Below are 20,263 nucleotides of genomic sequence, written 5' to 3' on the forward strand. Positions count from 1 at the left end.
CAAACGGCTTGTTTGCCAGAATAATTGGCAAAATCAGTGCGCTAACCGTTTCTCAATATATGAATTACATTAATGGCAAGCCCATCGGTAGAATTAAATACGCACTAAATTAATTCCGCCAACGGGTATAATTAATCTGTTGTAATTCTTTCTATTGTCATCTTCTGTGGAATATTTCCCGTGTTTATGGGAAATTTCCATAGGGGAGACAATTTTTTCCGTTTGAAGGTTCAAGCGTTATCACGGAACTTCAAACTCATTCCTATTATTCATCACCATTCTATCTTATTATTATAAAGGTCGCTTTGACCTTGACTGAAAAGGCATGGTCTTACGGTTTGAACTGCCATTGTATTAGAGATAGCGGATGAATCAGGTTTCCATCGTCTATCGGCATTCAGGATGAAGTCCGGCAGGAGAATGGGGCTTATTTAGGAAATGATTTGTTTGATAAAAAAGACTTCATTAGGTTATTAATCCAAAAAATATTGCTACATTTGTCTAGTAGTAATAAGAAACAGAATGAAGTCCAGTGAATTTGTAACCATGTTCCGTGCAGCATTTGGAAATGCACCATCTTTACCGATGGCTTTTTATTATAGTGATCAACCTATCGCAGAGACGCTGAAGAAGAGCGGTTGCATGTTTAAGTTTTTTCCTCAGGTTTTTCTGGGGCATGCTGTCAGTTTGAGTGCCGATACCATCGGGTGCGGGAGTGCCAGGTTTTATTTGGGGTTTACTGACCAGCACGAACAGATTCCTGATTTTATGTCATTGAAGCGAAAGTATAAGTCGACCCCGGAGAAGGCCTGTCACTTTATCAATCAGGTCAAAGTGAAGGGTGTTCATGCCAAATACTTGAATTTCCAACGTGTAGACAGAATGGAAGACCTTGACCTGATCGAAGGACTGATCTTTTTCGCTACGCCTGATGAATTATCAGGATTGTGCAGTTGGGCCTTTTTTGACCGGAATGAGCCTGACACTGTTTCTACGCTTTTCGGCTCAGGTTGCAGCAGCATCATCAGTACCATTGTGAACGAGAACCGCGATAAGGGTTACCGGTGTTTCTTGGGTTTGCTGGACCCGTCTGTGCGGCCTTGGGTAGATGAAGATATTCTGAGTTTTTCCATTCCCAAATGCAGATTGGATGTGATGATGAAAACCTTGGCTCACACTTGCCTGAGCGGGACGCCGGCCTGGAATAAAGTCCATAAGAGGATCAACGGAGAGATGTGACTTTCCCGAGATTCTTCAGGAAAGTCCTTCAATCTGGCCGTTGATGATCCTGATACGTTCTGCTTGCGGGCTTTTCGGTAGTCCCGGCATCCGTAATATATCCCCTGCAATGGCAATAATCATTTCTGATCCGGCATCTACAGTCAGATTCCGTATGGTAAGCGTAAAGTCTTGAGGTAATCCGTAGGCCTTTTTGTCTTCAGAAAAAGAATACTGGGTTTTTGCAATGCAAACGGGGAAGTGTCCATAACCTGACTCCTGAATATGATTCAATTGTTTTAATGCAGCCGGTTTGAAAATCACTTTTGCAGCGCCATAGATACCTTTGGCGACTTTCTCTATTTTTGTCTGAACGCTGTCCGAAACTTGATAGGCAAATCTCAGGTCTCCCGACGGTTTCTCTTCTATCATTTTTACTACCAGACGGGCCAACTCTTCAGCTCCTTTTCCACCTTCCGTGAAAGCCCGGTTCTCGGCAAATCCCACGCCCAGTGCTTCACAGTGTTGCCGGACCATTTCTATTTCATCGTCCAAGTCAGCAGCGAAACGGTTCAGGCAAACGACAACCGTTTGACCGAAACTTTGCATGTTCCGGATATGCTTGTCCATATTGGCAAATCCGGCTTGTATACCTTTGGCATTGGGTTTTGTGATAGCAGCCACATCGACGTGACCATGAAGTTTTAAGGCTTGTGTTGTCACGACGATCATCGTCAGTTTGGGGCAGATGCCGGCGAGACGGCATTTGATGTCAAAAAACTTCTCCGCTCCTAAATCTGAACCGAAGCCTGCTTCTGTGATGGCGTAGTCCCCGAAGGTCATTGCCATCTTCGTAGCGATGATGCTGTTGCATCCGTGCGCAATATTGGCAAATGGTCCACCATGGATGAAGGCAGGGGTCTGCTCTGTGGTCTGCACCAAGTTCGGATGAATGGCGTCCAACAAGATGGCGGTGATAGCCTCGGTCACGCCCAGGTCCCGGACGGTAAAAGGTTTCCCTTCTGTCGTGATGCCGAGCAGGATATTAGAGATGCGGCGCTGCAGATCCTTCAAGTCAGTTGCCAGGCACAATATCGCCATGATTTCCGATGCCGGCGTGATGTCGAATCCGCTTTCCGCCACCAGTCCGTTGGAAGGTCCGCCAAGTCCTGTCACGATGTCCCGTAAACTGCGGTCATTCACATCAAGGACTCTTTTCCAAAAAACTTTTCTCAACCGGAATCCTTCATCTTGATGTTGGTAGATATAGTTGTCCAGGAGTGCTGCAATCATATTATTGGCTGCCGTCACCGCATGGAAATCCCCTGTCAGGTGAAGGTTGATCTTTTCTGAAGGTAAGACCTGAGCATAGCCGCCCCCTGTGGCGCCTCCCTTCATGCCGAAGCAGGGGCCGAGGCTGGGTTCACGTAACGCCAGTACGGCGTTTTTCCCAATTCGGTTCATGCCAAGAGCTAATCCGATGCTCATGGTCGTCTTGCCATTACCTGACTTCGTGGGGGTGATGGACGTTACTAAAATGAGATTTGATTTCTTTACTTTTTCCTCGTCAATGAGCGTGTAGGGAACCTTGGTCACATACTTTCCATAAGGTTCCAGACTTTCTTGGGGAATATGGATCTTCTCTGCTATTGTCGTGATCGGAACAAGTTTTATCCCGTGTGCGATCTCGTAATCTGTCTTCATGAGATAACAATCTTTTTACGAATTTTATTCATCTGTAATAGGATTGCAAAAATACTGCAAAAACAAGTAACTCGCAAATGTTTCTATAGGATTATTTTTCACTTTTTACTCAATAGACAAAAAGAATCGAGCATTCCTATTTTTTCACGGATGAGTTCTGAATGGCCATATTTTGGTTGGGAATCTTTGTCATGCCCGGTCTCTATCGTATGGCCTGTTCCTACCCGTTGGCGGACATCTTCGCATCTGGAGATGCACGTCCATACATTTATTGATACTTATCCATACCTTTCGTTGGCGCACGACTATATGTTCTGTTCACCGCTTCATGGGAATAATCAATGAGTTGTATGAGATTCTGTTCACGTGCTTTATGAGGTTCTGTTCACGTACGTTCTTATACTGTAAGGACGTACGTCATGAGACCTTAAGGACGTACGTCATGAGACCTTAAGGACGTACGACATGAGCACCTAAGGACGTACGTCATTACACCTGGTCTCCCAAGTCAACGGATTTTGTTCCCTGAGTGTCGCATAAAATCTCCCTCTCCCTTACTGTAATTGAGGTAGGAGGATCTCTTGAAAGTATGATGTGGGGTACTGCCAAAACTGTAACGGCAGGAGTCTCTTTATTCGTCCTGGACCATAAGAAGTTCAAGTTACGCAAAAAACTTATGGAGGGTGTCATCAGTGATTTGTGTACTGTATTTTAGGATTGAGATACCTAAAATAAGGCAACGATAAATAGGCTTGTTCGTATTGTGACCTCGGTGGGATTCAAACCCACGACCTTCAGAACCGGAATCTGACGCTCTATTCAGCTAAGCTACGAGGCCATGATTTATTGCGAATGCAAAGATACTAAATAAGTTTGATTATACCAAGTTTTTTCTTTTTTTAATCTTTCCACACAAATGATGGATATTTCCAGATCCCTAAACAAATAGTAATTAAAATAAAAATAATTCTTTCGATTTGGTAAATCTTCCTAAAATATGATTGCAAGTTAATAATAATATGTATCTTTGCAAGAAGATTTGATATATAAGATAAATTTAGAATAATGAGTAGATTGATTAAGCCGGTGGCGTATAAAGCGCTTCTGGACATGCAGCAAACTGAGTTGGGAATCAAGTTGATCAAAGATTTTTTCCAGCAGGATTTGTCTGCAGAACTGAGGTTACGTCGGGTCACAGCACCCTTGTTTGTCCTTAAAGGACTTGGTATCAATGATGATTTGAATGGCGTGGAGCGCCCTGTCTCTTTTCCGATCAAGGATTTTGGAGATCAGGTAGCCGAAGTGGTGCACTCTCTGGCAAAGTGGAAGCGCCTTGCGTTGGCTGAATATCATATCCCTGCAGGATACGGTATTTATACTGACATGAATGCCATCCGCCCTGATGAGGAACTTGATAATCTGCATTCTTTGTATGTGGATCAATGGGATTGGGAAGCTGTGATCACACGCCCGGACCGAACCATCGCTTTCTTGGAAAATACGGTCCGTCGGATTTACAGTGCTATCCTGCGTGCCGAATATCTGACCTGTGAAAATTATCCACAGATCAAACCTTTCCTGCCTAAGGAAATACATTTCATTCATAGTCAGGACTTGTTGGATAAGTATCCCGGCAAGTCCCCGAAAGAGCGTGAAGATGCGATCTGCAAGGAATATGGAGCGGTATTTGTAGAAGGAATTGGCGGTAAACTCTCTGATGGCAAGAAGCACGATGGCCGCGCTCCGGATTATGATGACTGGAGTACTGTGGCTGAGAATGGAAAGGTTGGCTTGAACGGTGACATTCTGGTTTGGTACCCTGTCCTGGGACGAAGCTTCGAACTGAGTTCTATGGGAATCCGTGTAGACAAGCAAGCTTTGCTGCGTCAATTGAAGTCAGAAGGAAAAGAGGAGCGCGAAAAACTCTATTTCCATCAGCGCCTGCTGAATGGTGCCCTGCCTTTGAGCATCGGTGGTGGTATCGGCCAAAGCCGGTTGTGCATGCTCTTGCTTCACAAGGGACATATCGGAGAAATCCAGGCTAGTATATGGCCGGAAGAGATGCGCAAGGAGTGCGAAAAATATGGGATGAAGTTAATCTGAAAAATGAAAAGTTCCGCAAGACAATCGCTTTGCGGAACTTTATGTTTTAATGTGAATCTGATCTGATAAATAGGAGTGTTTGCAGATCGAATAGCGAAAGGGTATCGGCAAGCATTGCGAATGTTTTGCCTCAATACTTATCCATGTAGAAAACGTCAAACTTACAACTTGTTGACCTTAAATGTCCTGAACTTTGAACTACTTATTGTCAGTTCAAGTCCAAGTCAAGGAGATCGCGGAGTTTTTCCACACCGGGATTATTCTTCCTCATTTCATCGAAAAGTTCTCTTTTCGTCAGGATTTTTCCCACCTCTTCTTTCTTTGCAAGTCTGATATCTATTGATATCTCCTGATTGTGGAGGTCTTTCCGGAGCGTTGTCTTGATCCTGTTCTGGATCTTCTTGACATCTTCGAGGAATATCTCGTTGTCTACAATGAGTTCAATATTGGGAAACTGGGTGATTCTAGGACTAATGTGTTTCAAGCGTTGGGCTAGACCGACCATCTTCTGAGGCATACGGTTGCACATCTTCAGCCATGCCGTCTGCAACTGCTCCTGATTGAAAACGTCTTTTTCTTCAGTGCCTGAGGAAGCGGGCGTGTCTTCCATTTTCGCCGTATTGTCAGGTTGGTTGGGGTGAAGGAAAGACTGGAATGACATGCCGATATTTCCGGGTTTGAAAGAAGCGTTGTCTGCATGTACTGTCGTTTTCCCCGTATCCTGAGTCGTTTCCTCTTTTGCCGTTTCCATCGGTTCTTTTGGAGGAACGGGTGAGGCTGTCGGTGCTGGTTGTGCTGACGGTGCAGCGGTCTTTTCTTCTGAGACTTTTGCAGCGGTTTCTGCAGGTGGGGTAGGCGGCGTCTGAGGGGTGGGTGGCACTGCTTGTTGCGAATGAACCACCTGACTTTCAGTTTGCCGGGGTTGAGGCCGTGGCGAACCGGTCGGGGCTGCTGCCGAAGCAGGGGAATTGAACATCGGCTTCAGCGTTTGAGGCTTTTGTTCATCAGTTGGCTGACTGCCCCCACCGTTCAATTGGGCTATTTCAATCAGAGTCAATTCCACCAAAAGCCTTTTATTGCTGCTTTGGCGGTACTGCACGTCGCAGTCGTTCATGACTTTCAAAGCCCCATAGAGGAAAGGCAAGGGACAGCGCCCGGCCTGTTCACTGTATTTCTTTTTCTGGTCGTCGCTGGCATCCAACAAGATGATGGTCTGCTGGTCTTTTGCCATCATCACATTACGTACATGTTCGCTGAGGCCGTCGATGAAGTCACCGCCGTCAAAACCTTTTGAAAGCACCTCGTTGAGCAGTAACATCATGTCACATACTTTGTTCTGGAGAGCCAGATCAATGATCTTGAAATAGTAATCCTCATCGAGGACGTTCAGGTCTTCGATGACTTTTCGGTACGTAATATCACCTTGGCAGAAACTCGCAGCCTGATCAAAGATGGACAAGGCGTCACGCATGCCGCCGTCAGCCTTCTCGGCAATGAGCGTGAGGGCCTGGTCTTCGTATTTGATGCCCTCCTTGGAAGCGACCATCTTCAGTTGTCTGACCGTATCCGGCACCGTCATCCTCTCGAAGTCATAGACCTGGCAACGGCTGATGATCGTCGGGAGGATCTTGTGCTTTTCTGTAGTGGCGAGGATGAAGATGACATGCTTTGGCGGTTCCTCAAGTGTCTTGAGAAACGCGTTGAAAGCTTGCGGTGACAGCATGTGGACCTCATCGATGATAAATACTTTGTACTTACCGATCTGGGGCGGCACACGCGTCTGTTCCATGAGTTTCTTGATGTCTTCTACCGAATTGTTGCTCGCGGCATCGAGTTCGAAAATATTATAAGACCGCCTCTCGTTGAAAGCTTTACAACTCTCACATTCATTGCAGGCCTCCCCGTTTTCGTCCAGGTGTTCACAATTGATCGTCTTGGCAAATATCCTGGCACAAGTGGTCTTTCCCACACCACGAGGACCGCAAAAGAGGTATGCATGAGCCAGTTTCCCGCTCTTGATCGCATTCTTCAGCGTAGTGGTAAGGGTGGTCTGTCCGATCACCTGATCGAAAGTCATCGGGCGGTATTTTCGTGCGGAAACAATATAATCTGCCATTGTGTCTCGTCTTTCTGTTATTGTCTTGTTTGCAAAGATACTATAAAAATGTGAGGATAAACAGAAAATCCGGACATATTTGATTCCCTGTCAAGGGCTGGAAAAGTACCGTATCATCTTGTAAAGCACTCTCTTGCACTTGAGAAACGGATTTGCAATGAAACTTAAAATTCTTCTTTTTTCGCATTCTTTCTCGATTTAATTTCTTACTTTTGCAAAAGCAAAAATACGTTATGGCAAATCAGTTGAATGAACTGTTTAGTTTCCTTTCCCATTACAAGTATTTGATTACCATTGTGGCAGGAGTTCTCATCGTCGGAATCGTCGATGACAACAGTTTCCGTATGCGTATCAAATATGAGTTGCAGATCGGGGAGTTGAAGGATCAGATCCAAAAGTACGAGACGCAGAATCGCGTGGATACACGCAAACTCCGCGAGTTGGACCGGAATCCGAGATCCATTGAGAAGATTGCCCGCGAAGAGTATTTTATGAAAGCCAATGACGAGGATATTTTCGTGTTGAGTACCGATGAAGCCTCCAATCAAAATAATGACAATGATCAAGTTCAAAAAGATGGAACATCAGAATAGGTTAAAAGATATAGTTTTCCTCTGTGGGGGAATATTGATGGTGATCGGTGCCGGCTGTTTTGCTTTTGGCTTTTTCCATCCTTCCTTATTGAAAGTGATGTGCTGGATCTTTCTGGTAGGATCACTCATGTTTTCCATCTCTCAAATGATGCAGACGATAGAAAGCATGGATCTCACGCTACGGCGCTTGAAGAAACTGCAGTGCTTCAGTGACATCTGCTTTGTACTGGCCGGTATCTCGATGGTAGATACCGCCTATCAATTCTTGGAACCTCTTTTTGTCAATTATGAAACCTATATTACCTTAGTCTATAACAAATGGGTTGCGATCCTGCTCATAGCCGCATTGATAGAACTCTATACGACACATCGAATCAGTCGCGAACTGGCAAAGGGAAATCCTACACAATAATACCAATCAATGGTTTGTTTGTACGAATAATACGAGTATAGGTACAAAACTGCCCGAAAGTATTGAGGGGTTTGGTATGCGAAAAAAATATAAAAGATATAGAGAATCAATTAAATTGGATAAAAATATTTCCTTGGATTGAATATACATTGTACCTTTGTTAAAAGTAAAAGATTCGCCACTTATGAATAAAATGATTTGCGCATTGGCTACGTTGCTGGCATTCACTTCTTGTGCTAACAGTTATCATATTACAGGCACGAGTAATGTCTCGACTCTTGATGGGCGGATGCTCTATCTGAAAGTCTTGAAGGATAATGATTTTAAGAAGTTGGATTCCTGTGATGTCGTACACGGTCAGTTCCAGTTTGCCGGAACAGTCGATACGACACGTATGGCCAGTATTTTCATGGATAGTGAAAGTGTTCTGCCCCTTGTTCTGGAATGTGGTGACATTACTGTGAAGATTGACAATACGCAACAACTGGTCAGTGGAACGCCGCTTAATGATAAACTCTTCAAATTCTTCACCCGTTATAATCAGTTGAAGAACGAGGAAGCTGAACTTGTGCATCGGCAGGATGAAGGCATCATGAATGGCCGGAATATGGCAGTGGTCAATGCTCATCTGAATGCGGAGGCAGCCCGCCTTTCCGAGGAAGAAGACCGGTTCATTACGAGTTTTGTCTGCAATAATTTCGATAATGTCTTAGGCCCCGGCATCTTTTTCATGGTGACCGCAGGGAATGAATATCCCATGCTCACACCTTGGATAGAAGATGTCATGAGCAGAGCGACGGAAAAATTCAAGAATGATCCTTATGTGAAGGATTATTATGAGAAAGCCCAGGAGAACGAGCAAATCATGAATGGTATGAAGCAGCCTCAATCACCTTCGGCCCATCGCCCTCCGGTGAGCGATCCGAATGATCCTAATGCGGCTCCTGCTCCTACGCCTGCTGCTTTGGCTCAACCGGCTTCTGTTCAGGAGTGAACAATGATTTGAACAGGGTAGTAGCGGAAGACTCGGGTACACTTGAAGCGTTGCGATCTTTTGTCCAGTAGTAGTGTTCTGTCGCTATCTTACGTTGAGCGCAGGTATCCGAGTTGAGATGAGAAGAATTTCTGTGGAGAACAGTGAGATGTCTCCATCCAAATATAACTGATGATCAATGAGAATAGGTATCAAAGGCGGTACGATTGTTAATGAAGGACATTCCTTCAGAGGTGACCTGGTGGTCAAAGATGATCGTATCGATGAGATCATCCCGGAAAACAGAGCATCCCGCAGCAGCTATGATCAGGAAATAGATGCTACGGGGTGCTTCGTTTTACCTGGAATCATCGACGAGCATGTCCATTTCAGAGACCCTGGGATGACTCAGAAAGCTGATGTCGAAAGCGAGAGTCGGGCTGCGGCTTATGGGGGCGTGACCTCCTATTTCGAAATGCCGAATACCACTCCTCCTACAGTCACGCTGGAGAATCTTTCGAACAAGTTTGAGCGGGCGTCTCATGAGAGTCATGTCAATTACAGTTTCTTCTTCGGTGCAACTAACAGTAATGCAGGACTGTTCTCCCAACTCGACCGTACTCGGATACCGGGAATAAAGATATTTATGGGCGCAAGTACAGGCAACCTGCTCGTCGATCGGTTGGGGGCCCTTGAGAACGCCTTCCGTTCTGCTGCTTCTGCAGGATTACCGGTCATGACCCATTGCGAAGATATGGGGATCATCAATGAGAATATGAAGCAGGCTAAACTGACGTATGGCGAAGACCCTCCGGTAGCCATGCATCCGCTTATCCGAAGTGCGGAAGCCTGTCTTAAATGCAGCCAACTGGCTGTCTCTCTGGCAAAGAAAACAGGTGCCAGACTCCATATCGCTCACATCACGACGGCTCGTGAACTGGCATTGGCTTCCCAAAGTCTTTCCGGTCCATTGAATCTGCCGCAGATTACACTGGAGGCGTGTGTGCCTCACCTCTTCTTCTCGGCTGATGACTATGCCGTCAAGGGTGCTCTCATTAAATGCAATCCTGCCGTCAAAGGAAAAACCGAACAGGCAGCTTTGCGCAAGGCACTTGTAGATGGAAGGATCTTCTGTATCGGGACAGACCATGCGCCTCATCTCTTGAAAGACAAACAGGGGGGATGCGTCAAGGCTGCCTCTGGCATGCCCATGGTGCAGTTCTCTCTGGTAACGATGCTGGAATTGGTTGACAAAGGTGTCCTCACAATAGAAAAAATGGTGGAACTGATGTGTCATCATCCGGCGCTCCTCTTTGAAGTGAAAGACCGGGGGTTCTTGCGTGAAGGATACAAGGCTGACATTACAGTGGTCAAACCCCATGAGCCTTGGAAGGTGACTGAGGCTGGCATCCAAAGTAAATGCAAATGGAGTCCTGTGGAGGGACATGAATATCATTGGAAGGTGGTGGATACCATCTGCAATGGGCATGTCCTCTATCATGACGGTCAGTTTGATCCGGATTACAGGGGCGAGGAAATCGCTTTCCGACAGCACTGAGACAGGTCCGGATCACCTGAGAACAAAGAACTTCCGTGATGAATAGGACCTATAAAAAAAAGGTTTGAATGCGAAAGATACTCACTTATCCGGTCAGTGAGATAGAACCTTATATCAACTGGATCTATTTCTACCATGCCTGGAGTCTGGACGGCAAACCGCGGGAGGAGAAGGCTCTCCTTCGGAAAGAAGCGGAGAATGTGCTGCACTCCTGGGAAGGGAAAGTGGTCCTGCGCGCTGTCTTCGGTTTGTATGATGCCAATAGCGACGGAGACGATCTTTTAGTCGGCGGCGTTCGCATTCCGATGCTCCGTCAGCAGAAAGCAGATGCGCAAGGTGCACCGAATCTCTGTCTGGCTGATTTTGTACGTCCGCTCTCCTCCGGCATCAAGGATCGGGCAGGTGCTTTTGCGACGACTGTAGATCTCGTAAAGGTGGAGAGTCTTCAGGATGATCCTTATCGGAAGATGCTCCTGCAGACTTTGTCAGACCGTCTCGCAGAAGGTACGGCTGAGAAGATGCATGAGGACGTCAGGCGCCGATATTGGGGGTATGCGCCTCATGAGCATCTCACGATTCAGGAGACGCATCTCGAGAAGTACCAGGGCATCCGGCCTGCAGTAGGTTATCCTTCGCTTCCCGATGCCAGTGTGAACTTTATACTGGGCGACTTGCTGGGAATCAAGGAGATAGGAATCCGACTCACTGAGAGCGGAATGATGGTTCCCCATGCTTCGGTGAGTGGTCTGATGTTCTCTCACCCCAAGAGCCGTTATTTTGACGTGGGGAAAATAGGTGAGGACCAGTTGCGGGATTATGCCCGCAGACGGGGATTGCCCATAGAACTGATGCGGCATTTCCTACAGTCGAGTTTGCTCCGGAAATGAACCGGTTGCAGGTGCTAATGGAAATAACGGGGAGATCATTGGTGTGGTCAATCCTTATAATATAGATATTGAGGGAGTCTGCAGAAAGAACGTGAAAGAGCAGAAAACTGCAAGACAACCTTAGAATAAGAAGAAAGCGTGTGATAGCAAGAATATTCATATGGGTTATCCTCCTGATAACATTGCCCGATCTGTATCTCTATTTCCGATATGTCCGGCATCGTACTCAACCTATACGGTGGTGGATCATTTGGCCGTGGGGGATCGTTTCAGTCGGGATGATAGTCTATACGGTCTGCCTGGCAAGCGTGAAAAACTTTATCCCGAATAATTTTGCGTGGATAGAGTTGTACCTTTTTCTGATAGGAGTCCTATTTAATCCCAAAGCCATTTTCTCTGTTTGCTCATTTCTGGGCACATTGTGGTGTCGTCTGCGGCATACCCGTATTAATCAGGGCAATCGGGTAGGTGCAGTCCTGGCAGGCCTGTCTATCTTTGTATTTATCTATGGGTTGACGATAGGACCGAGAAAACTGAAGGTCACCCATGTCAACCTTTATTTTGATGACCTGCCTGCAAGTTTTGACGGTTTTAAACTGGTTCAGTTCAGTGATGCTCATGTCGGGACTTTCAATCGCTTTATGGATCACGCCTTGAAGCGGGATATGGACAGTATTATGGCACAGAAAGCGGATATGATCTGCTTCACGGGAGATCTGGTGAACACGCGTGCCGCGGAGATCTATCTTTGTCAGACGGTCTTGGCACAATTGGCTCGGAAGAGCGGGGCACCGGTCTACAGTATATTGGGTAATCACGATTACAGTGTCTACCTGGCTGCCACTCCTGCGGAAAGGAAAAGAAATGAATTGGAAATACAACATCTGGAACGGCAGATGGGGTGGAAACTCCTGAAGAATGATCATGCGGTCATTCGGAGGGGGGATGATTCGATCGTCATCGCCGGTGAGGAAAACGGGGGCTCGAGGAAGTTTCCCCGGAAATCCAATCTTCGCAGAACGCTGAAAGGGGTTGGGAAGAAGGCTTTCATCGTCATGCTCCAGCATGATCCGACAGCCTGGGACGACAGTATCCGGCCCTATTCACATACCCAACTCACCCTGTGCGGGCATACGCATGCCGGGCAAGTGGAAATATTCGGGTTAAGGCCTACACAACTGGTCTATCGGGAAGACTACGGCCTTTATGAGAAAGCCGGCCGGTACCTGTATGTGTCTTCGGGATTGGGAGGACTGATTCCATTCCGTTTCGGGGCTACACCTGAAATCGTGGTGGTGACCTTGCATCGGAAATAATAAGGGAATATAAATATAAAATCATGAAAGAGTGTCGTTACAATTTTGGAATAAAGTATATAGCGAGAATGAGGGGAATGAATAAAGTACCTTCCCAACATGTTGAACTTGTATGAATCTTATCAAGAAATCAAAATAACTAGTCTTAATAAACTATGAAATGGTTAGTGATTTTTTTCTACCGTCTTTATCAATTGGTGATTTTTTTGCCTCTTTTTATCCTGTGTACTATCGTCTGTGCGCTGATGGCCATTATTGGTTGTGTGGTGGGCAATGAGCATTTCTGGAGTTATTACTCAGGTAAACTGTGGTCGATGTGGACGGTCTTTCTGCTTTTCCTTCCTGTGAAGATTGAAGGGAGAGAGAATCTGGATGAAAAGCAAAGTTATGTCTTTGTTGCCAATCATCAGGGCACTTTTGACATCTTCCTCATCTATGGCTTTCTCAACAGGAACTTCAAATGGATGATGAAGCGTGAACTTGAACATATTCCTTTTGTCGGCCCGGCGTGTAAGGCGTGCCATCATATCTTCGTCGATAAACGTTCGCCTTCCGGCATCCGCAGGACAATCGGAGAGGCACAGAATACATTGAAACAGGGAATGTCCCTGGTCGTCTTCCCCGAGGGAGCTCGTACGTGGACAGGACACATGGGCGTCTTCAGACGAGGCCCTTTTCTGCTCGCAGATGAACTCCAGTTGCCTGTCTGTCCGCTTACGATCAACGGCAGTTTTGAGGTAAAGCCCCGGATGAAAGATATCTGGTGGGTCTATTGGCACCCCCTGAAATTGACGATCCATCAACCGATATTCCCTCAAGGTAAAGGCCGTAAAAATGAGAAATATCTGATGGAGAAGAGTTATGAGGCCATCATGTCATCCTTGGAACCCGATTATCAGGGGTTTGTGGAAAATACAGACCAATGAAAGGGATTTACAAAAATTTTTCTTATTTTTGCAGGTGGAAGTTGTTTTGGTGCCGGCAAACCCTGTTTCTTGGTTTGAGGTAACAGGGACTTAAATTTAAAATATATGAGTGATTCGGTTGTCATAATTCCGACTTATAATGAGAAGGAAAATGTGGAGAATATTATCCGGGCTGTCATCGGACAGAAGAAGCCTTTTGATATTCTTGTCATTGATGATGGTAGTCCTGACGGGACGGGAGATATTGTCCGCAGATTGATGGCCGGAGAGTTTGCCGGTCGTCTGTTCCTGGTCGAACGCCAAGGAAAACAGGGACTGGGCACTGCATATATTATGGGTTTCAAGTGGGCCTTGGCACACCATTACGATTATATCTTTGAGATGGATGCCGATTTCAGCCACAATCCGAATGATCTGCCGCGCTTGTATGCTGCTGTCCATGACGAAGGGTATGATGTGGCCATCGGTTCCCGCTATGTCAGTGGGGTGAACGTCGTCAACTGGCCCATAGGGCGGGTGCTGATGAGTTATTTCGCGTCAGACTATGTCCGTCTGATCACGGGGCTCAAGATTCACGACACGACGGCCGGATATGTGTGTTACAGACGGAAAGTGCTGGAGACCATTCCTTTGGACCAGATTCATTTCAAAGGTTATGCCTTTCAGATCGAGATGAAATATACTGCATATAAAATAGGTTTTAAGATTAAGGAAGTGCCGGTGGTATTCATCAACCGTCGTGAAGGGACGAGTAAGATGAGCGGCGGCATTTTCAGCGAAGCTTTCTTCGGGGTGATTCGCCTTCGCCTGAACAGTTGGTTTCGCAAGTACCCGAAGCTTCCTGAATAAGCATGACTATAGAAGAACTTTGCGCTTTGTATGGCAGATTGCCCCAGGCAGCTGCCCTTGTCAAGTCTCTGGAGGAAAAGTCCAAGAAAACGCTCTTCCTCAAGGGACTTGTTGCGTCAGCCACACCCTTGCTCTTTGCATCGGTCTACAACCGCCTTCATCGTACGCTTGTCTTTATTCTTGACGATGACGATGACGCGGGATATTTTTATCATGACCTGACCCAGATCCTTGGTCAGGACCGTGTACTTTTCTTTCCGAGTAGTTTCAAGCGGGCTGTGAAATACGGTCAGCGTGATCCCGCCAATGAGATCCTGCGCACCGAGGTCCTCACCAGATTGACCGGTGTGGACCCTGCGACCGGCTCTCAACTGCCACAGGCAAAGGCTGATCCGGAGATGGAGACGTATATCGTCACCTATCCGATGGCTCTGTCGGAACTGGTGATCTCACGGACCAAACTCAACCGGCAGGTCGTCAGACTGAAGGTGGGGGACAAACTCGAGATCTCGGACTTGGCCAATCAACTCCGCACCTTGGGTTTCAAGGAACAGGATTATGTCTATGAGCCGGGGCAGTTTGCTTTGCGTGGGAGTATTCTGGATGTCTATTCCTTCAGTTGTGAATATCCTTACCGTATAGACTTCTTCGGAGACGAGGTCGATACGATCCGCACTTTCGAAGTGGAGGACCAGTTGAGCAAGGACAAGAAGACCGATATAGAGATTGTCCCCGAGTTGGCGCAGCATGAGAGTGAGAAAATGCCTTTCCTGCAATTCCTGCCTGAGGACAGTGTACTGTTGTCGAAGGATTTCACCTTCGTCCGTGACCGGATAGACCAGATCTATAATGAAGGTTTTTCCACTCAGGCTTTGACGGAACGGTTGGAGGGTGTCCCTGAACAGGACCAGAAGCAGATCATGCTCCAGATGAAAAGAGAGAACATGCTCTGCATGGCATCCCAGTTTGTCGCTGACTCCGCGAAACTCCAGTGCGTGGAATTCGGGTCGGAGGCCAACAGGCAGAATACGGTCCTCTCGTTCAATATAGAGCCGCAGCCGCTCTATCATAAGAATTTCCAACTCCTCTCCCAGAGTCTGGAGGACTACCTCTTGAAGGGCTACCAACTCTATATCCTGGCGGATAGCGAGAAGCAGAACCAGCGCTTGAAGGAGATCTTTGCAGGGGATGAACTGGCATCTTATCATATCCGGTTTACACCTGTCGACCATACGTTGCATGAGGGGTTTGTAGACAATGATCTCAAACTCTGTCTTTTTACTGATCACCAGATATTTGACCGTTTCCATAAGTACAGTCTCCGCTCTGACAGTGCCCGTCTCGGCAAGATGGCTCTGACGATGAAGGAACTGCAGGAGATGGATATCGGCGACTATATCATCCATGTCGATTTCGGAATCGGCAAGTTCGGTGGTTTGGTCAGGGTTCCTCTGCCCCCTGATCCCCGGCATCCTGAAAGGAATGGCAAACAGGGGTATCAGGAGATGATCCGCATCATCTACAGGAACAATGACAAGGTGGATGTATCCATTCATAGCTTGTATAAGATTTCCAAGTACAGGAGCAATGATACAGATCAGCCGCCACAGTTGTCTACCCTCGGTACAGGCGCGTGGAACCGCCTGAAGGAAAAGGCGAAGAAGAAGATCAAGGACATTGCCCGTGACCTCATCAAACTGTATGCCGAGCGGCGGCGGGAAAAGGGTTTCGCCTTCAGCCCCGATACCTATATGCAGCATGAGTTGGAGGCGAGTTTCATGTATGAAGATACCCCTGACCAGTATAAGGCAACTCAGGATGTCAAGCGTGATATGGAGTCGCCTCGCCCGATGGACCGCCTCGTATGCGGGGATGTCGGTTTCGGAAAAACGGAAGTGGCCATCAGGGCTTCCTTCAAGGCCGTCTGCGACTCCAAGCAGGTCGCTGTACTGGTGCCGACAACGATTCTGGCCTATCAGCATTATCAAACGTTCATGCAACGGTTGAAGGAGATGCCGGTGCGTGTGGAATATCTTTCCAGGGCACGGTCAGGGAAAAAGACGAAAGAGATATTGGAGGATCTGGCCTCCGGCAAGATCGATATTCTGATTGGTACGCAGAAATTACTGGGCAAATCTGTGAAATGGCACGACCTCGGGCTTCTCGTCATTGACGAAGAGCAGAAATTCGGGGTTTCTACAAAGGAGAAACTCCGGAAGTTGAAGGTCAATGTCGATACCCTCACGATGTCGGCAACGCCTATCCCCCGGACTCTGCAGTTCTCTCTGATGGGTGCCCGGGATATGAGTATTATCCGTACGCCGCCACCTAACAGGTATCCTATTCATACGGAAGTGGATAACTTCGGTCACGAGGTTATTGCCGATGCCATCAATTTTGAGATGAGCCGCAATGGTCAGGTGTTCTTTGTCAGCAACCGTATCTCCAGCCTTCCTGAACTGGCGAATTTGATCCATAAGTATGTCCCTGACTGTAGGGTGGCCATCGGCCATGGTCAGATGCCTCCGGAACAGTTGGAGAAGATTCTCATGGGGTTCTATCAGTATGATTACGATGTTCTTCTCTCTACGACAATCGTCGAGAACGGTATAGATATCCCGAATGCCAATACGATCATCATCAATGATGCGCACCGGTTCGGACTTGCTGACTTGCATCAGATGAGAGGGCGTGTAGGACGTTCCAACAAAAAGGCGTTTTGTTATCTCTTGGCTCCACCGAAAAGCAGTTTGACAACTGAGGCACGACGCAGACTGGATGCCCTTGAGAACTTTTCCGAACTCGGGAGTGGCATCAACCTGGCCATGCAGGATCTGGATATCCGTGGTGCCGGTAATCTTCTCGGAGCTGAACAAAGCGGCTTTATGGAAGACCTCGGTTATGAGACGTACCAGAAGATCCTCACTCAGGCGGTTACGGAACTGAAGAACGACGAGTTCCAGGATCTCTATTCTGAGGAAATGCAACAGGGTCAGGTGGTGACTGGTGATGATTTCGTGGATGACTGTGCCGTGGAGAGTGATCTCGAAATGTACTTCCCGGACAATTATGTACCCGGAAGCAGCGAGAGAATGTTGCTCTACCGTGAACTTGACCAGATAGAAGATGATCAGGCTCTTGAGGCCTATCGGAAACGACTGGTCGACCGTTTTGGCCCGATTCCTCACGAAGGTGAGGAGTTGATGAGAGTGGTTCGACTACGCTGGTTGGGCAAGCATCTCGGTTGTGAAAAGATCATCCTCAAACAGGGGAATATGCAACTCCAGTTTGTCAGCAATGAGAAGAGTCCTTTCTTCCAGAGCCAGACTTTCGCTGCAGTCATCAAGTATGCGACAACTGATGTGAAACGGGTGAAGATGAAAGAGAAGAACGGACGTCGCCTGATGATCATCAGTAATGTGCCTTCCGTTGAGGCAGCCTGCAGTTTGTTGGAAAAGATAGGAAACTTGAAATGAGATTTTCCACTTTTAGGAAAACCTCATTTCAGGTACTTCAATCAATGTATTGTTTTCAATTTTTCTTGACATGATCGGCGCTGACTTCAGGAACATCTTTCAGGTCTTCCTGAATTTCTTCATCGCTGATATGATAGTTTTGGAGGTCGCCGTTGATATAATTCTCGTAGGCCGTCATGTCTAAAAGTCCATGTCCGCTAAGGCAGAAGAGTATCACTTTTTCCTGACCTGCCTCACGGGCTTTCTTCGCCTCTCGTATCACGGCTGCAATGGCATGGCAACTTTCAGGTGCAGGTATGATGCCTTCTGTCCGGGCAAAAAGCATACCGGCTTTAAAACTCTCTAGTTGTGGAATGTCTACTCCGTGCATGAAATGGTCCTTCACAAGTTGGGAAATGATCATGCCGGCTCCATGGTAGCGCAGGCCGCCTGCATGGATATTTGCGGGTTTGAAATTGTGTCCGAGCGTGAACATAGGAAGTAAAGGCGTATAACCTGCCTCATCCCCGAAATCATATTCGAATTTTCCACGTGTCAGTTTCGGACAACTGTCAGGTTCGGCCGCAATAAATTCCGTATGCTTACCGTCTTTGAAATTATGGCGCATGAACGGGAAAGCGATTCCTCCGAAATTACTTCCTCCACCGAAACAAGCGATGATTTGGTCAGGATATTCACCGGCCATCTCCATCTGTTTTTCAGCTTCGAGACCGATTACGGTCTGATGGAGTGCGACATGGTTGAGGACACTGCCCAGAGTGTATTTACAGTGGGGAGTGGTGGTGGCCAGTTCGATGGCCTCACTGATGGCAGTTCCCAAAGAACCCGGATGATTGGGGTCATGGGTGATGATATTTTTGCCTGCCCTCGTAGACATTGACGGTGAACCTTCTACCGTCGCTCCAAATGTCCTCATGATGGCGGAACGGTAAGGTTTTTGCAACATGGATATCTTTACTTGGTAGACGGCAGCTTCGAGTCCATAGAGGCGTGCTGCATAACTCAAGGCTGCTCCCCATTGACCTGCCCCTGTTTCCGTAGTGACATTGGTATCGCCCTCTTGCTTGCAATAGTAGCATTGAGGCAGGGCGGAATTGATCTTGTGAGATCCCAAAGGATTGGTCGATTCATTCTTAAAGTATATATGTGCCGGTGTGTCCAAGGCTTTTTCGAAGGCGTAGGCACGTACGAGTGGCGTTGACCGGTAGTACGTGTATTTCTCACGTACTTCATCAGGAATATCAATCCATGGATGTTCTGAATCCAGTTCTTGTTTAGAACATTCAGCATTGAAAATATGACTGAGATCCTCTGCCGTCAACGGTTTCAGAGTTGAAGGATTGAGAGGCGGTAAAGGTTTATTGGGCATTTCTGCCTGAATGTTATACCATTGATAGGGGATGTCCTTTTCTTCAAGAATAAATTTTTTCTGTCTCATCTTCTTAGTGTTTTATTGGTCATTATATACTGCAAATATAATGTAAAACTAGGACTAAATGAATTTTTCTGATAGATTTGTTGATATTGAGAGGATAAGAATTTTTTTTGCCACCTTTGTGTATGTACCCATACCATAAGTATAGTATTTTATTTAAAAAACAGAGAGAAATGTTTTCTAAACCATAATTTTATTTAAAAAACAGAGAGAAATGTTTTCTAAACCATAAATAATTTATAACTTTGTTCCCAATGAAACGATTTTTCACATTCCTGTTGATTGCACTTATGATGGTGGGTACCGTCGGTGTAAATCAGACGCTCCATTATTGTGATGGGGAGTTGATTGGTTTTGTGATGAATGGTTTCCAATACCAGAACCAGAAAGGCGACAGTATGGCGAAGGCGATGTGCATGGATATGGATTCCCATTGCAGCCATTGCCATTTTGTCCACTATGTTTATCACGTATCTTCTTTTGTGCAAGGGGCACAAACTGCAGTTCAACCATTAGTGGTCTTGAAGGTTTGGCTCCATGGATTTTCAGGAGTTCTACCTGATCCGCTGTGTATGATTTTAGGGGGCAGAGAGAAAGTTTTCGGACTTTACCAGTCTCCTTTTCATTCTTTGAAGATACCGTTAGGGAGAGGACTACGGGCTCCTCCTGCAACCGTATAATTTATTTTATCAACTTT

The 20,263-nt window shown here is 46.6% G+C and carries 15 protein-coding genes, 1 tRNA gene and 1 pseudogene; 13 read left to right on the forward strand and 4 right to left on the reverse strand.

Going from position 1 to position 20,263, the window contains the following annotated elements; genetic code table 11:
* Together NG821_RS03625 and NG821_RS03630 are read left to right on the forward strand one after the other, a co-directional pair.
* Positions 1 to 113: pseudogene (locus tag NG821_RS03625) on the forward strand (IS982 family transposase); the annotation flags it as partial.
* A gap of 409 nt (positions 114 to 522) precedes the next feature.
* Entirely contained in the window at positions 523 to 1,239 is a 717-nt protein-coding gene (locus NG821_RS03630; RefSeq protein ID WP_252760307.1) for a DUF169 domain-containing protein, read from the forward strand.
* Between the two features lie 15 nt (positions 1,240 to 1,254).
* On the opposite strand, the gene NG821_RS03635 is transcribed toward NG821_RS03630, so the two are convergent.
* Both NG821_RS03635 and NG821_RS03640 read right to left on the reverse strand, forming a co-directional pair.
* Positions 1,255 to 2,922, reverse strand: coding sequence for a formate--tetrahydrofolate ligase (locus NG821_RS03635; RefSeq protein ID WP_252760308.1), 1,668 nt, complete (start codon positions 2,920 to 2,922; stop codon positions 1,255 to 1,257).
* A gap of 764 nt (positions 2,923 to 3,686) precedes the next feature.
* Positions 3,687 to 3,760 (reverse strand) — tRNA-Arg (locus NG821_RS03640).
* A 227-nt stretch (positions 3,761 to 3,987) separates the two neighbouring features.
* Here NG821_RS03640 and asnA point away from each other — a divergent pair.
* Complete coding sequence (asnA, locus tag NG821_RS03645) at positions 3,988 to 5,025, forward strand: aspartate--ammonia ligase (RefSeq protein WP_252760309.1); 1,038 nt, start codon at positions 3,988 to 3,990, stop codon at positions 5,023 to 5,025.
* Positions 5,026 to 5,233: 208 nt separating this feature from the next.
* Here asnA and NG821_RS03650 read toward each other — a convergent pair whose 3' ends face one another.
* On the reverse strand, positions 5,234 to 7,141 hold the full coding sequence (locus tag NG821_RS03650; RefSeq protein WP_252760310.1) for a DNA polymerase III subunit gamma/tau: 1,908 nt from the start codon (positions 7,139 to 7,141) through the stop codon (positions 5,234 to 5,236).
* 233 nt (positions 7,142 to 7,374) lie between these two features.
* Here NG821_RS03650 and NG821_RS03655 point away from each other — a divergent pair, with 233 nt between their 5' ends.
* From NG821_RS03655 to mfd, 9 genes are all read left to right on the forward strand, one after another.
* Positions 7,375 to 7,734 carry an FtsB family cell division protein gene (locus NG821_RS03655; protein WP_252760311.1) on the forward strand — a complete coding sequence of 120 codons (360 nt, stop codon included), beginning with the start codon at positions 7,375 to 7,377 and terminating at the stop codon, positions 7,732 to 7,734.
* Positions 7,700 to 8,146, forward strand: a complete 447-nt coding sequence (locus NG821_RS03660) for a hypothetical protein (RefSeq protein WP_317233073.1) — start codon at positions 7,700 to 7,702, stop codon at positions 8,144 to 8,146. Before NG821_RS03655 ends, NG821_RS03660 begins: the two co-directional genes overlap by 35 nt.
* A gap of 184 nt (positions 8,147 to 8,330) precedes the next feature.
* Complete coding sequence (locus tag NG821_RS03665) at positions 8,331 to 9,140, forward strand: DUF4369 domain-containing protein (RefSeq protein ID WP_252760312.1); 810 nt, start codon at positions 8,331 to 8,333, stop codon at positions 9,138 to 9,140.
* Positions 9,141 to 9,318: 178 nt separating this feature from the next.
* A complete protein-coding gene (locus NG821_RS03670) occupies positions 9,319 to 10,677 on the forward strand; it encodes a dihydroorotase (RefSeq protein ID WP_252760313.1) in 1,359 nt (452 codons plus the stop codon).
* A 68-nt stretch (positions 10,678 to 10,745) separates the two neighbouring features.
* Positions 10,746 to 11,564 (forward strand): vitamin B12 dependent-methionine synthase activation domain-containing protein, encoded by an 819-nt coding sequence (locus tag NG821_RS03675; RefSeq protein WP_252760314.1) that lies wholly within the window; start codon positions 10,746 to 10,748, stop codon positions 11,562 to 11,564.
* 140 nt (positions 11,565 to 11,704) lie between these two features.
* Positions 11,705 to 12,880 carry a metallophosphoesterase gene (locus NG821_RS03680; protein WP_252760315.1) on the forward strand — a complete coding sequence of 392 codons (1,176 nt, stop codon included), beginning with the start codon at positions 11,705 to 11,707 and terminating at the stop codon, positions 12,878 to 12,880.
* A gap of 167 nt (positions 12,881 to 13,047) precedes the next feature.
* A complete protein-coding gene (locus tag NG821_RS03685; protein ID WP_394802056.1) occupies positions 13,048 to 13,806 on the forward strand; it encodes a lysophospholipid acyltransferase family protein in 759 nt (252 codons plus the stop codon).
* Positions 13,807 to 13,911: 105 nt separating this feature from the next.
* The gene (locus NG821_RS03690) at positions 13,912 to 14,655 is read left to right on the forward strand and encodes a polyprenol monophosphomannose synthase (protein WP_252760317.1); all 744 of its coding nucleotides are present in this window, start codon (positions 13,912 to 13,914) and stop codon (positions 14,653 to 14,655) included.
* Between the two features lie 2 nt (positions 14,656 to 14,657).
* Positions 14,658 to 18,131, forward strand: a complete 3,474-nt coding sequence (mfd, locus tag NG821_RS03695; RefSeq protein WP_252760318.1) for a transcription-repair coupling factor — start codon at positions 14,658 to 14,660, stop codon at positions 18,129 to 18,131.
* A 55-nt stretch (positions 18,132 to 18,186) separates the two neighbouring features.
* On the opposite strand, the gene NG821_RS03700 is transcribed toward mfd, so the two are convergent.
* Entirely contained in the window at positions 18,187 to 19,569 is a 1,383-nt protein-coding gene (locus NG821_RS03700) for a TrpB-like pyridoxal phosphate-dependent enzyme (protein WP_252760319.1), read from the reverse strand.
* Between the two features lie 251 nt (positions 19,570 to 19,820).
* Between NG821_RS03700 and NG821_RS03705 the strand changes: the two genes are divergently transcribed.
* Complete coding sequence (locus tag NG821_RS03705) at positions 19,821 to 20,246, forward strand: hypothetical protein (protein WP_252760320.1); 426 nt, start codon at positions 19,821 to 19,823, stop codon at positions 20,244 to 20,246.
* Positions 20,247 to 20,263 lie beyond the last annotated feature (17 nt).

Source organism: Segatella cerevisiae (assembly GCF_024054555.1).
Lineage (GTDB): Bacteria > Bacteroidota > Bacteroidia > Bacteroidales > Bacteroidaceae > Prevotella > Prevotella cerevisiae.